This is a genomic window from Streptomyces sp. JLBG701 (genome assembly GCF_058544905.1).
Genome location: NZ_CM178588.1, coordinates 4178046 through 4191382 on the forward strand (window position 1 = coordinate 4178046; position 13337 = coordinate 4191382).

11 protein-coding genes are annotated in these 13337 nt (G+C 69.5%); 6 read left to right on the top strand and 5 right to left on the bottom strand.

The window, feature by feature from the left end:
- The first annotated feature begins 282 nt into the window (after positions 1-282).
- Positions 283-483: a helix-turn-helix transcriptional regulator gene (locus AC5DRG_RS19110; RefSeq protein ID WP_491811758.1), complete on the top strand. Its 201-nt coding sequence runs from the start codon at positions 283-285 to the stop codon at positions 481-483.
- An 82-nt stretch (positions 484-565) separates the two neighbouring features.
- Here AC5DRG_RS19110 and AC5DRG_RS19115 read toward each other — a convergent pair whose 3' ends face one another.
- Both AC5DRG_RS19115 and AC5DRG_RS19120 read right to left on the bottom strand, forming a co-directional pair.
- Positions 566-1609 (bottom strand): zinc-dependent alcohol dehydrogenase family protein, encoded by a 1044-nt coding sequence (locus AC5DRG_RS19115; RefSeq protein ID WP_491811759.1) that lies wholly within the window; start codon positions 1607-1609, stop codon positions 566-568.
- Positions 1610-1710: 101 nt separating this feature from the next.
- Positions 1711-3924 carry an MMPL family transporter gene (locus tag AC5DRG_RS19120; protein WP_491811760.1) on the bottom strand — a complete coding sequence of 738 codons (2214 nt, stop codon included), beginning with the start codon at positions 3922-3924 and terminating at the stop codon, positions 1711-1713.
- A gap of 123 nt (positions 3925-4047) precedes the next feature.
- On the opposite strand from AC5DRG_RS19120, the gene AC5DRG_RS19125 reads away from it, so the two are divergent.
- The 4 genes from AC5DRG_RS19125 (at position 4048) to AC5DRG_RS19140 (ending at position 7791) form a co-directional block, all read left to right on the top strand.
- A complete protein-coding gene (locus AC5DRG_RS19125; RefSeq protein WP_491811761.1) occupies positions 4048-4722 on the top strand; it encodes a TetR/AcrR family transcriptional regulator in 675 nt (224 codons plus the stop codon).
- A gap of 199 nt (positions 4723-4921) precedes the next feature.
- Positions 4922-5113: a hypothetical protein gene (locus AC5DRG_RS19130; RefSeq protein WP_491811762.1), complete on the top strand. Its 192-nt coding sequence runs from the start codon at positions 4922-4924 to the stop codon at positions 5111-5113.
- Positions 5114-5184: 71 nt separating this feature from the next.
- Positions 5185-5424 carry a heavy-metal-associated domain-containing protein gene (locus AC5DRG_RS19135; protein WP_491811763.1) on the top strand — a complete coding sequence of 80 codons (240 nt, stop codon included), beginning with the start codon at positions 5185-5187 and terminating at the stop codon, positions 5422-5424.
- 96 nt (positions 5425-5520) lie between these two features.
- Positions 5521-7791, top strand: coding sequence for a heavy metal translocating P-type ATPase (locus tag AC5DRG_RS19140; protein ID WP_491811764.1), 2271 nt, complete (start codon positions 5521-5523; stop codon positions 7789-7791).
- A gap of 638 nt (positions 7792-8429) precedes the next feature.
- Here AC5DRG_RS19140 and AC5DRG_RS19145 read toward each other — a convergent pair.
- Positions 8430-9719, bottom strand: coding sequence for a citrate synthase (locus AC5DRG_RS19145; RefSeq protein ID WP_491811765.1), 1290 nt, complete (start codon positions 9717-9719; stop codon positions 8430-8432).
- 221 nt (positions 9720-9940) lie between these two features.
- Positions 9941-12214: an SF1B family DNA helicase RecD2 gene (gene recD2, locus AC5DRG_RS19150; RefSeq protein WP_491811766.1), complete on the bottom strand. Its 2274-nt coding sequence runs from the start codon at positions 12212-12214 to the stop codon at positions 9941-9943.
- Between the two features lie 83 nt (positions 12215-12297).
- Here recD2 and AC5DRG_RS19155 point away from each other — a divergent pair, with 83 nt between their 5' ends.
- Complete coding sequence (locus AC5DRG_RS19155; protein ID WP_491811767.1) at positions 12298-12873, top strand: ATP-binding protein; 576 nt, start codon at positions 12298-12300, stop codon at positions 12871-12873.
- Here AC5DRG_RS19155 and AC5DRG_RS19160 read toward each other — a convergent pair.
- The gene (locus AC5DRG_RS19160) at positions 12827-13303 is read right to left on the bottom strand and encodes a GNAT family N-acetyltransferase (protein WP_491811768.1); all 477 of its coding nucleotides are present in this window, start codon (positions 13301-13303) and stop codon (positions 12827-12829) included. The genes AC5DRG_RS19155 and AC5DRG_RS19160 overlap by 47 nt on opposite strands.
- Positions 13304-13337 lie beyond the last annotated feature (34 nt).

The window sequence follows — 13337 nt, forward strand, 5'->3', positions numbered from 1 at the left end:
GTGGGGGGTTGCCCCTCGCGTCACTTTCGAAGGTACCCGTGTCAATGCGCCGCGCCTTCTCGCCGGCGTGCGCCTTTGCTTCACTCGTGTCACAAACGCCCCTTTCCTGTCACACATGTCGCGTGTACGCGGGCCTTCCGTCACACCCGGTCGACAGGCGCTTTCCGTCGGTCACTGAGTGTCGTTCACCGGGCACAGGCTTTGTGATCGCCAGCGCAGCGCACGGCTCCCCCGACGGCCGCACCGGGCCGCCCCCGCGGCGCGCGCAGGGAGGTGCAACTCATGACCGACCGAAGGCTCTGGTCGTACAAGGAGATCGCGGCGCAAATCCGTGTGCAGCCGGACACCGTGCGGTCCTACCGCAAGCACGGTCTGCTGCCCCCGCCCGACCACGTGGAGGGCGGAAAGCCCTTCTGGTACGCCGACACCATCCGGGCCTGGGTCGCCTCCCGCCCGGGCAACCGGGGTCGAAGAGAGGACTGAACGCTCCGGTGCCATCGGGTGCCCGCATTTCTTACTTGCGGGCACCCGTCGTCATGTCTGTGGATCGGCCCGCCCGAGTCCCTCAGCTCCACGGCTCGATGACCGTCACCCCCGCCCCCGGCGCCGTCCCCATCGCGGCCAGTGCGGCCGGCGTCGCGACCAGGGGGATCGTCGAGGTCACCAGGAGGTCGGGGCGCAGGATGCCCGCGCGGACCAGTTCCAGCATCGGCGGGTAGGTGTGGGCGGCCATGCCGTGGCTGCCGAGGAGTTCCAGTTCGAGGGCGATCGCGCGGGCCATGGGGACGGGGGTCGTGCCGTCGGGTGAGGGCAGCAGGCCTACCTGGATATGGCGGCCTCGGCGGCGCAGGCCGTTCACGGAAGCGGCGCAGGTGGCCGGTGAGCCGAGGGCGTCCAGGGAGAGGTGGGCGCCGCCGCCGGTCAGCTCACGGACCGCCTCGGCCGTGTCCGGCGTCCGCCCCCCGTCCACGCACTCCGCCGCGCCGAACTTCCGCGCCAGGTCCAGCGCCCGCGGCGATACGTCGACCGCCACGACCCGCGCACCGGACGCCGCCGCGATCATCACCGCCGACAGGCCCACTCCCCCGCAGCCGTGCACCGCGACCCACTCCCCCGCCGCGACCCTGCCCTGCTGCACCACCGCCCGGTACGCCGTGGCGAACCGGCAGCCGAGCGCTGCCGCTGTGGTGTAGGAGAGGTCGTCCGGGATCGACACCAGGTTCACGTCGGCGTGGTCCAGGGTGACGTACTGGGCGAACGAGCCCCAGTGGGTGAAGCCGGGTTGCGTCTGGCGCTCGCAGATCTGGTGGTCGCCCGTCGCGCACGACGCGCAGGTTCCGCAGGCGCAGACGAAGGGGACGGTGACCCTGGCTCCGGGCTGCCAGTCGGTCACGCGGGCGCCGACCGACTCGATCACACCGGCTAGTTCATGTCCTGGCACGTGCGGGAGTGTGATGTCGGGGTCGTGGCCCTGCCAGCCGTGCCAGTCGCTTCGGCAGAGGCCGGTGGCCTCGACCCTCACGACCACTCCGTGGTCGGCGGGGCTGGGGTCCGGCACCTCGCGTACCTCGGCCGGTTCCCCGTACTGCTCGAAGACCACAGCCCGCATGTGCGCTCCTATCGCCGTTTGTGTCTGCGGGTACATCGTGGCTGGTCGCGCCCACGCGGCGGAGCCGCAAATCGATACAGCCCCGCGCCCCTTAGGGCGTTTCAGCCGGGCGTGGCTATCTTGTCCCGCTTCTCCTCCACCGTCGGCTCCAGTTCACCGCCGCCGGCCTCGCTCAATCCGAACCGCTCGTGGAACCTCCGCAGCGGCCCCGGCGCCCACCAAGTCGCCCGTCCCGTCAGCTTCATCACCGCCGGTACCAGCAGGCTGCGGACGATCATCGCGTCCATCAGGACCGCCAGGGCGATGCCCAGGCCGAGCATCTTGGTGTTGGTCACGCGGGACGTGCCGATGGCCACCATCACCACGGCGAGGATCACCGCCGCCGCCGTGATCAGTCCGCCCGTGCGCTGCAACCCGTGCCGTACCGCCTCGTTGTGGTCGCCCGTCTTGTCGTACTCCTCCTTGATGCGGGAGAGCAGGAACACTCCGTAGTCCATCGACAGCCCGAAGGCCACGCAGAACATCAGGACGGGGAGCGTCGTTTCGATGGAGCCGGGGCTGGTGAAGCCGAGGAGGCCGGACAGGTGGCCGTCCTGGAAGACCCAGACCACCGCGCCGAACATGGCGGTCAGGCTCAGGGCGTTGAGCAGGACCGCCTGGATCGGTATCAGCACGCTGCCGGTCAGCAGGAAGACCAGGAGCAGGGTGACGATGGCGATGAAGGCCGCCGCCCAGGGCAGTTGCTCGGCTATCGCGTGCTTGGAGTCGACCAGTACGGCGGCCGTGCCGGTCACCTTGGTGTCGAACGGGGCCTCGGTGGCGCGCACTTCGCCCACCAGGCGCTGGGCGGGGTCGTCCACGGCCTCGCCCTTCGGCTGGACCGTGAAGTAGGCCGAGTCGCCCTTCACCAGCGGGCCGTCGACCCGCAGCACCTCGGGCAGCGCGGCGATCCGCTCCTTGTACGCGGTGTACTGGGCCGGTGTCGCCGCTCCCTCCGCCAGCACCTCCAGGCCGCCGCCCGGGCTGCCGGGGAAGCCGTCCCTGATGTGCTGCTGCACCACATGGGACTCGGCGCTGGAGGGCAGTTGGCGGTCGTCCGCGGTGCCGAACTTCACGCCCAGGAAGGGCAGTCCGAGCAGGATCAGCACGGCCGTGGTGCCCAGGGCGAAGAACGGGGCGCGGCGCATGACGAGAGACGCCGTTCGCGCCCAACCCGTCCCCTCCTCGCCCGAGGTCTTCGCGGGCCTGCCTCGGCGGAACAGGCGGCGCAGGTCCAGGGAGTTCACCCGGTGGCCGAGCAGCATCAGCGCCGCTGGGAGGAGGATCAAAGCGGCGGCTGCCGCTAGCAGCACCACCGCTATGCCGGCGTAGGCGAAGGACCGCAGGAAGTACTGCGGGAAGAGGAGCATCGCCGCAAGGGAGACCGCGACCGTGAGGGACGAGAAGAGCACCGTGCGGCCGGCCGTGCGCAGGGTCGTGGCGACGGCTGTCAACGGCTCGGCGCCGGTGGAGAGTTCCTCGCGGAAGCGGCGGACGATGAAGAGTGCGTAGTCGATGGCCAGGCCCAGTCCCAGGGCCGTGGTGAGGTTCTGCGCGAAGATCGAGACGTCGGTGAACTCGGTGAGGCCGCGCAGCACCGCGTTCGTGCCCAGGATCGCGACGATGCCGACGCCGAGCGGGAGCAGGGCCGCGATCGCGCTGCCGAAGACCATCACCAGCAGGAGGAGGGTGACGGGCAGGGCGATCATCTCGGCCCGGGTCAGGTCCTCCTTGATGACCGTCTGCATCTCGTGCCGCACGGCGACGATGCCGCCGATCTCGACCTCCACCGGGCCCTGCGTGCCACGGAAGGAGGGTGCGATGCGGTCGATGGTCTCGCCCATCGTCTTCTCGTCGCCCGTGATGCGGGCGGCGATCAGCGCCTCGTGACCGTCCTTCGCGCGCAGGGCGGTCGCGCCGGACTGCCAGTAGGAGCCGACCCCTATGACGCCCTTCTCCTCGGCCAGCCGCGCGGCGATGCGCTTCCCCTCTGCGGCGACCGCCGGGTCGTCCACGGAGGCGCTCCCCGCGTCGACGAGCAGCAGGAGGTTGGGCTGGGAGTCCGGGAACTCGCGCTCCAGCGCCTTGGTCGCGTACGTCGACTGCGCGTTGGGATCCTCCCAGCCGCCGCTGCCCAGGCGGTCGGTGACCCCGCTGCCCGCCAGCACGGCGAGCGCGGTGATCACCAGGGCCACGAGCAGGGACAACCGGGGGCGTGCGGTCACGAAGCGCGTCCAGCCTCCGATGCGCGGAGGCTTGTTGACTTCGGTCTTCATGCGGTGTCCCCTTCACCTGGCATCATAGAATGGCAAACACGAGAGACCGCTCGCGTTTGCACATCCAGAATGCGAGCGACCGCTCGCGTTTGTCAATGAGGTTCGGAGAGCTGGGGATAACTCGTGCCCGACAACCAGGAGAAGGAGCAGCAGCCGCGTCGCCGCCAGGCCCGCGGCGAGCGCCGCATCGCCCAGCTGCTGGAGGCCGCCGCCTCCGTCTTCTGCTCGACCGGTTACACCGCGGCCAGCACCAACGCGATCGCCCGCGAGGCCGGCGTCTCACCGGGCACGCTGTACCAGTTCTTCCCGAACAAGGAAGCCATCGCGATCGAGTTGGGCGACCGGCTCATGCACGAGATGCGCGAGATCTACGGCGTGGCGCTGGCGCCCGTCGGCCCCGCGACCCCGTTGGAGGAGGCCGTCGGCGGCGCCGTCGACCGCTTCATGGCCTTCAACTGCGACCACCCCGTGTTCTTCGCGCTGATGCACGGCCCCGACGTCCCGGGCCGGATGGCCGAGGCTCACGACGCCCTGCACGCGACCCTGCTCTCCCGCATCGAGGGACTGCTGTCCTCGTTCCTGCCGGACGCCCCCGCCGCCGACCTCGCCCGCACCACGCAGATCTGCCTCGGCATCTACAAGGCGGGCCTGGAGCTGGTCCTCTCCCACGAGGGCGCCGAGCGCGACGCGTACGTCCAGGAGACCAAGGACGTCCTGATCCGCTACCTCGCACCCCTGGTCGGCGACAGGATGGGCCGCGCCGGCGACGCCGACCTCACCACGACTCCGACCCACTGACCGGTTCCGAGGGCCGCACCTTCTCCCCCCGAAGGGGGTGAGGGCGCGCCGGTCCCGTCGTAGAAGATCGCGCGGGGCGAGGACGTAGACCGGAGGGCCGCGGACGAGCGGGAACAGGGCCAGGAACAGCGGCACGTACGTAGGCGTCGCGCTTCTGCACGCCCTGTGGGACTCGACGCACGGCATCGCGATCTGGCTGGTGGCGCGGCTGGCCGGCACCGGTCTCGACCAGCGGCTGTTCTCCCAGGGCTATATCCCGACGCCGGCCACCGAACAGCAGCACCTCTTCACGCTGTTCTCGGTCGGCGGACTGGTCCTCGTGTCGCTGCTCGGGGTCGCCTGGGCGCGCTCACCGGCCCGCCGTGAGCCCTCTTGGAGAAATACCCCGTAGGGGTATACCGTGGGGGGTGCAAGCCCACCGTGGGCCACCCAAGCCTCACGCGCCTCGACGAGGAGAACGACATGACCGCCCAGACCGAAACCCCGGGTTCCGTGACCGCCGTCTACAAGGTGAGCGGGATGAGCTGCGGACACTGCGAGGGCTCCGTCTCCGGCGAGATCTCCGAGCTCCCCGGCGTCAGCTCGGTGAAGGCCGTCGCCTCCTCCGGCGAGGTCACCGTCGTCTCCGCCGCCCCGCTCGACGAGGAGGCCGTGCGCGCGGCCGTCGACGAGGCCGGCTTCGAGCTCGTGGGCAAGGCCTGAGGCGCACCCAGCACTCTCCGCATCACTTCACACCGGGCCGTGCCGACCAGCTCATACTGGTTCCGTACGGCCCGGTCCGTTGTCTGGAGTCCGGACATGACCAGCAGCACCACCACCGAACAGACCCCCGCAGCGACATCGATACGTACGACATCCGAGGTCGAGCTGCTCATCGGCGGGATGACCTGCGCCTCCTGCGCGGCCCGCGTCGAGAAGAAGCTCAACCGCCTGGACGGCGTCACCGCCACGGTGAACTACGCGACGGAGAAGGCGAAGGTCAGCTACGGCGACGGGATCGACGTCGCCGACCTGATCGCCACCGTGGTGAAGACGGGGTACACGGCAGAGGAGCCGGCCCCCGAACCGATCGCGGACGCGGAAGAAGCCTCTGAGGCCCCCGACCCCGAGCTGGCCGGCCTCCGCCAACGCCTCCTCGTCTCCACACTCCTCGCGATCCCCGTCGTCCTGATGTCGATGGTCCCGGCCCTCCAGTTCGACAACTGGCAGTGGCTGGCGCTGACCCTCGCCGCGCCCGCCGTCGTCTGGGGTGGACTGCCCTTCCACCGGGCGGCGTTCACCAACGCCCGGCACGGCGCCGCCACCATGGACACCCTGGTCTCGGTCGGCACGCTCGCCGCGTTCGGCTGGTCCCTGTGGGCCCTGTTCTTCGGCGACGCGGGCATGGAGGGCATGCGGGAGGGATTCTCGTTCACCGTCTCGCGTACGGAGGGCTCGTCGGCGATCTACCTCGAAGTCGCCGCCGGAGTCATCGCGTTCATCCTCCTCGGCCGCTATCTGGAGGCCCGCTCCAAGCGGCGCGCGGGTGCGGCGCTGCGGGCCCTGATGGAGCTGGGCGCCAAGGACGTGGCCGTACTGCGCGACGGCCGTGAGGTACGGATCCCGGCGGCCGCGCTGAGTGTCGGCGACCGTTTCGTCGTACGGCCCGGCGAGAAGGTCGCCACGGACGGCACCGTCGTCGAGGGCGCCTCGGCGGTCGACGCCTCCATGCTGACCGGCGAGTCGGTGCCGGTGGACGTCATGGTGGGCTCGGCGGTGACCGGGGCGACCGTGAACGCCGGGGGCCGGCTCGTCGTCGCGGCGACCCGGGTCGGCGCGGACACCCAGCTCGCACGGATGGCGAAGCTGGTGGAGGACGCGCAGAACGGCAAGGCCGAGGTGCAGCGGCTCGCCGACCGGATCTCGGCGGTCTTCGTGCCGGTGGTCATCCTCCTGGCCCTGGGCACCTTCGGGGTCTGGCTCGGCGTCACCGGCGACATCACCGCCGCGTTCACCGCGGCCGTCGCCGTCCTGATCATCGCCTGCCCGTGTGCACTGGGCCTGGCCACCCCGACCGCGCTGATGGTCGGCACGGGGCGCGGCGCCCAACTCGGCATCCTCATCAAGGGCCCCGAGGTCCTGGAGTCCACCCGCCGCGTCGACACGATCGTCCTCGACAAGACGGGCACGGTCACCACGGGCCGCCTGACCCTCCAGCAGCTCTACGTCGCCCAGGGCGCCGACGAGCGGCAGGTACTGCGGCTCGCGGGCGCCCTGGAGCACGCCTCCGAACACCCCGTCGCCCGGGCGGTCGCCGCGGGCGCCGAGGAGCGGGTGGGTGCGCTGCCGCCGGTCGAGCACTTCGAGAACGTGCCGGGGCGCGGCGTACGCGGGCGCGTGGAGGGCCACGAGGTGGCCGTGGGGCGGCTCGTCGAGCTTTCGGCCGTTCTGCCGCAGGAGTTGGCCCGTGCGAAGGAAGAGGTCGAGAGCAGCGGTCGTACGGCCGTCGTGGTCGGCTGGGACGGGGCGGCACGCGGTGTCATCGCCGTCGCCGACGCGGTCAAGGAGACCAGTGCCGAGGCGGTGCGCGAGCTGCGGGCGCTGGGGCTGACGCCGGTGCTGCTGACCGGGGACAACCGGGCGGTGGCCGAGGCGGTGGCGAGGGCGGTCGGGATCGACGCCGATCAGGTCGTCGCCGAGGTGCTGCCCGAGGACAAGGTCGACGTCGTCAAGCGGCTGCAGGGCGAGGGGCGCAGCGTCGCCATGGTCGGCGACGGGGTCAACGACGCGGCCGCGCTCGCCACCGCCGATCTGGGCCTGGCGATGGGGACGGGGACCGACGCGGCGATCGCGGCGAGCGATCTGACGCTGGTGCGCGGGGATCTGCGGGTGGCCGCGGACGCGATCCGGCTGTCCCGCAGGACGCTGTCCACGATCAAGGGCAATCTCGTGTGGGCGTTCGGATACAACGTGGCCGCGCTGCCGCTGGCCGCGGCGGGGCTGCTGAACCCGATGATCGCGGGGGCCGCCATGGCCTTTTCCTCGGTGTTCGTGGTGACGAACAGCCTCCGGTTGCGGTCGTTCCGCTGAGGCGGCCGCCGAAGCGGCCATAAGTTACCGGCGGTTCACCAAAGTCGAGGTGAGAGTACCTATGGAGTCCGACGCGAGCCTCACATAAGCTCTTCACAAGGCTCGCGCATCATCATTACGCTGGGTCCCCATCGCCGTATCTGGGCTCTTGCGCATCTAACGGACAAATGCAAGAGACGCAGATCACAGTGATGTGAACGTAACCATCGAAGGGGTTCGAAGGTCTAAATTGACGATGTCAGACGGCGTCTTGGGGGGCGTTGGCTGATATCTGAGGATGTCTTGGGGGACTTCCTCGGAATGCGTTGCCGGGGCACGTACACCCGGGGAGCTTTGAGCGGCCCTCCCGCGCGTGCGCGTCCCGGCAGACCGCACAACCAGTAGTACGGCGAGTTTTGCTCGTTTTGCTCAACGGCTGCCCAGGCAGCTTGCTCGACGGCTGCTTCGGCAGCCGGCTCAACAGCGATTCAGGCGCTGTCCTCACAGACGCCCGGCCGGATCCCGTGGGGGGAATCCGCACCGGGACATGGGAAGGCGCCCTGACCGCCAGCCCGTGGGGGGACTGGCGCAGGGCGCCTTCCGCTTTTTTCTTACGTTTTCGGGCCCGTACGGCGGTCAGCCCCGGGCCCGTACGACGATCAGCGCTCTTCTACCGGCACGAAGTCGCGCTCGACGACGCCCGTGTAGATCTGGCGCGGGCGGCCGATGCGGGAGCCCGGCTCCTTGATCATCTCGTGCCACTGGGCGATCCAGCCCGGGAGGCGGCCGAGGGCGAACAGGACCGTGAACATCTCGGTCGGGAAGCCCATCGCGCGGTAGATGAGGCCCGTGTAGAAGTCGACGTTCGGGTAGAGGTTGCGCGAGACGAAGTAGTCGTCGGAGAGCGCGTGCTCCTCCAGCTTGAGCGCGATGTCCAGCAGCTCGTCGGACTTGCCGAGGGCGGAGAGGACGTCGTGCGCGGCAGCCTTGATGATCTTCGCGCGCGGGTCGAAGGACTTGTACACCCGGTGGCCGAAGCCCATCAGGCGGACGCCGTCCTCCTTGTTCTTCACCTTGCGGATGAAGGAGTCGACGTCGCCGCCGTTGGCCTGGATGCCCTCCAGCATCTCCAGGACGGACTGGTTGGCGCCGCCGTGCAGCGGGCCCCAGAGCGCGGAGATACCGGCCGAGATCGACGCGAACATGTTCGCCTGCGAGGAGCCGACGAGGCGGACCGTCGACGTCGAACAGTTCTGCTCGTGGTCGGCGTGCAGGATCAGCAGCTTGTCGAGCGCGGAGACGACGACCGGGTCGAGATCGTACTCCTGCGCGGGGACCGAGAAGGTCATGCGCAGGAAGTTCTCGACGTAGCCGAGGTCGTTGCGCGGGTAGACGAACGGGTGACCGATCGACTTCTTGTACGCGTACGCGGCGATCGTCGGAAGCTTGGCGAGCAGGCGGATCGTGGAGAGGTTGCGCTGCTTCTCGTCGAACGGGTTGTGGCTGTCCTGGTAGAAGCTGGACAGCGCCGAGACGACCGACGACAGCATGGCCATCGGGTGGGCGTCGCGCGGGAAGCCCTTGTAGAAGTTCTTGACGTCCTCGTGCAGCAGGGTGTGCTGCGTGATGTCGTTCCGGAAGACGGTGAGCTCGTCAATGGTCGGCAGCTCGCCGTTGATGAGCAGGTAGGCGACCTCCAGGAAGGTGGAGCGCTCGGCCAGCTGCTCGATCGGGTAGCCGCGATACCGGAGGATTCCCTGCTCACCGTCGAGGTAGGTGACGGCGGATTTATAGGCGGCGGTGTTTCCGTAACCGCTGTCCAGGGTCACCAGACCGGTCTGGGCGCGGAGCTTCCCGATGTCGAAGCCCTTGTCGCCGACGGTGCTGTCGATCACCGGGTAGGTGTACTCGCCGTCGCCGTACCGCAGTACTACAGAGTTGTCGCTCACGTCATCCCTCACCGACGTTGTGCCTCTTCTTCGAGGTTGCCCTGACTGTCTCTACCATCCCCCATTTGGCGCAGGTGAGTGCACTCGGGGTCGACCATTGGGCCTATTGGCGGCACTGAGTGCCGCCAACCTGCTCATCCTGCCCCTCTTCGACCCGGTTCCGGAAGAGCTCTGTGACCCACGTGACTCATTTGATCGATCATTTTTTGCAATGGGTCGGATCAGGTGCCCAGCGGGCGGGGGGCGAGCCTGAAGTCCAGTGCCGTACAACGCCGTCCCGCCGACACCGTGCGCACCGCCTGTCCGATCGCCTTGCGTGAACCGACGAGGACGACCAGCTGTTTGGCGCGGGTGACGGCCGTATACAGCAGGTTGCGCTGGAGCATCATCCACGCGCCCGTGGTGACCGGGATCACGACGGCGGGGTATTCACTCCCCTGTGAACGGTGAATGGTCACCGCGTACGCGTGCGCCAGCTCGTCCAGTTCGTCGAATTCGTACGGAACCTCCTCGTCCTCGTCCGTCAGCACCGTGAGGCGCTGGTCGACCGGGTCGAGCGAAGTGACCACGCCCACGGTGCCGTTGAAGACACCGTTCTCGCCCTTCTCGTAATTGTTGCGGACCTGGGTGACCTTGTCGCCGACCCGGAAGACCCGGCCGCCGAACCGCTTCTCGGGCAGGTCGGGGCGGCCCGGGGTGATGGCCTGCTGGAGCAGCCCGTTGAGGGCGCCGGCCCCTGCGGGCCCCCGGTGCATGGGGGCGAGGACCTGGATGTCCCGGCGCGGGTCGAGCCCGAACTTGGCCGGAATGCGTCGTGAAGCCACATCCACCGTGAGCCGCCCGGCCTCCTCCGTGTCGTCCTCGACGAAGAGGAAGAAGTCCTTGAGGCCGTCGGTGAGCGGGTGTTGACCGGAGTTGATCCGGTGCGCGTTCGTCACGACCCCCGACTGCTGCGCCTGCCGGAAGACACGGGTGAGCCTGACGGCGGGCACGGGGCCGCCGTCGGCGAGCAGGTCGCGGAGCACCTCGCCGGCGCCGACGCTGGGGAGCTGGTCGACGTCCCCGACGAAGAGGAGATGGGCGCCCGGCGGGACGGCCTTGACCAGCTTGTTGGCGAGGAGAAGGTCGAGCATGGAGGCCTCGTCGACGACCACGAGGTCGGCGTCGAGCGGCCGGTCCTTGTCGTAGGCGGCGTCCCCGCCGGGCTTGAGCTCCAGCAGGCGGTGGACGGTGGAGGCCTCGGCTCCGGTGAGCTCGGCGAGGCGCTTGGCGGCGCGGCCTGTGGGGGCGGCGAGGACGACCTTGGCCTTCCTCGCGCGGGCCAGCTCCACGATCGAGCGCACCGTGAAGGATTTGCCGCAGCCGGGGCCGCCGGTGAGGACGGCGACCTTCTTGGTGAGCGCGAGCCGGACGGCCGCCTCCTGCTCGGGGGCGAGGTCGGCGCCCGTACGGTCCTTCAGCCAGGCGAGCGCCTTGTCCCAGGCCACGTCACGGAAGCCGGGCATCCGGTCCGCGTCCGTCCGCAGGAGGCGCAGGAGCTGGGCGGAGAGGGAGAGTTCGGCCCGGTGGAAAGGGACTAGGTAGACGGCGGTGACGGGGTCGGGGCTGCCGTCGGGACCGGGGACCTTCTCCCGTACGACACCGGGGTCCTCCCCTTCCTCCGGGGGCGCCGCCAGCTCGGCGAGGCACTCGATGACGAGCCCGGTGTCGACCTGGAGCAGCTTCACGGCGTCCGCGATCAGCCGCTCCTCGGGGAGGAAGCAGTTGCCCTGGTCGGTTGCCTGCGAAAGGGCGTACTGCAGGCCCGCCTTGACGCGCTCCGGACTGTCGTGCGGGATGCCGACGGACTGGGCGATCTTGTCGGCGGTGAGGAAGCCGATGCCCCAGACGTCGGAGGCGAGCCGGTAGGGCTGGTTCTTCACGACGGAGATGGAGGCGTCGCCGTACTTCTTGTAGATGCGCACGGCGATGGACGTGGACACCTCGACGGTCTGGAGGAAGAGCATGACCTCCTTGATCGCCTTCTGCTCCTCCCAGGCGTCGGCGATCTTCTTCGTCCGCTTGGGCCCGAGCCCAGGAACCTCGATGAGCCGCTTCGGCTCCTCCTCGATGATCTGGAGGGTGTCCAGGCCGAAGTGCTGGGTGATGCGGTCGGCGAAGACGGGGCCGATGCCCTTGACCAGGCCCGAGCCGAGATAGCGCCGGATGCCCTGGACGGTGGCCGGGAGGAGGGTCGTGTAGTTCTCGACGGTGAACTGCTTGCCGTACTGCGGGTGGGACCCCCAACGCCCCTCCATCCGCAGGGACTCACCGACCTGGGCACCGAGCAGCGCGCCGACGACCGTGAGCAGATCCCCGCCACCCCGGCCGGTGTCCACGCGGGCGACCGTGTAGCCGTTCTCCTCATTGGCGTACGTGATCCGTTCAAGGACGCCTTCGAGTACGGCCAGTCGTCGCTCCCCGGCCGTCGTCTGGCTCTCCGCCTGATTGGACATGATCCGACGGTAGCGGGTCGGACTGACAGTGGTCGGGGCTGACAGTGGTCCGGGCCGACGGGGAGACGCTAGCGTCGGGTCGCATGATCGTATGGCTCAACGGCACCCATGGCGCGGGCAAGACGACGACCAGTGCACTCGTGCAGCAGCTGATCCCGGATTCGCGGGTGTTCGATGCCGAGAAGGTCGGCGAGACGCTCATGGACATCACGCCGGCGCTGCCCGGGCCCGGGATGGACAACATCGACTTCAACTTCCAGCACTGGCCTCCGTGGCGACCGCTCGTCGTCGAGACCGCCCGCCGCGTACTCGACTACACCGGCGGCACGCTGGTGATCCCGATGACCGTCCTGGTCGAGCAGTACTGGCGCGAGATCAGCACGGGCCTGGCCCAACATGCCATTCCGGTACGGCACTTCGTCCTGCACGCCGACCAGGACACCCTCCGCGGGCGCATCGCGGGGGACGCTCTCGGCCCCGACTCCCCGTTCCGCCTCAACTACCTTGAGCCCTACGCCGAGGCGGCCCGCGCCTGGCTGCACGACGAGGCCGAGGTCGTCGACACCACGCACCTCACGCCCGCCGAGGCCGCCCAGCGGATCGCGGAGGACGTCAGGAGTCGCACGCCGGGGAGCCCGCGCCCGGCCGCCGCACCATGAAGACGTCGACCGGGTCCTCGGCCTCCACGGTGAACCCGTGACGCTCGTACAGCCGCCGGGCCGCGCTGCCCCGCAGGACGTCCAGACGGACGGGCACGTTGTCGGCGTCGGTCCGCTTCAGCAGGGTTCGCAGTACTGCGGATCCGAGGCCGCGGCCGTGCAGCTCCGGAGCGAGAAAGAAATGCTCCAGCCAGTGCCCGTCATCGGCCGGGCGCACAGCGACGCAGCCCGCGAAGGCGCCCTCGACCACGATGACCGACATGTGCTGCGGGGCGAAGGCATCCCGGAACCGCTGCCGGACCCGGTGCTCGTCGAACCGCCCCAACCGCTCCAGGTCCGGCCGCATCACCACGGCCCGCAGCTCCGCGATCACCTCGCCGTCGGCCGGGTCAGCGGGACGCAGCGACCATGCCGTCGTACTCGTATCCATGGCCGGAGTATCTCAACGGCCCCTGTGACCAGGC

What these genes read in the sequence shown, in the direction of transcription:
- AC5DRG_RS19160 (WP_491811768.1), bottom strand. Translation starts at nt 13,303, where the DNA reads ATGGATACGAGTACGACGGCATGGTCGCTGCGTCCCGCTGACCCGGCC.
- AC5DRG_RS19140 (WP_491811764.1), top strand. Translation starts at nt 5,521, where the DNA reads ATGACCAGCAGCACCACCACCGAACAGACCCCCGCAGCGACATCGATA.
- AC5DRG_RS19115 (WP_491811759.1), bottom strand. Translation starts at nt 1,609, where the DNA reads ATGCGGGCTGTGGTCTTCGAGCAGTACGGGGAACCGGCCGAGGTACGC.
- AC5DRG_RS19120 (WP_491811760.1), bottom strand. Translation starts at nt 3,924, where the DNA reads ATGAAGACCGAAGTCAACAAGCCTCCGCGCATCGGAGGCTGGACGCGC.
- AC5DRG_RS19155 (WP_491811767.1), top strand. Translation starts at nt 12,298, where the DNA reads ATGATCGTATGGCTCAACGGCACCCATGGCGCGGGCAAGACGACGACC.
- AC5DRG_RS19135 (WP_491811763.1), top strand. Translation starts at nt 5,185, where the DNA reads ATGACCGCCCAGACCGAAACCCCGGGTTCCGTGACCGCCGTCTACAAG.
- recD2 (WP_491811766.1), bottom strand. Translation starts at nt 12,214, where the DNA reads ATGTCCAATCAGGCGGAGAGCCAGACGACGGCCGGGGAGCGACGACTG.
- AC5DRG_RS19110 (WP_491811758.1), top strand. Translation starts at nt 283, where the DNA reads ATGACCGACCGAAGGCTCTGGTCGTACAAGGAGATCGCGGCGCAAATC.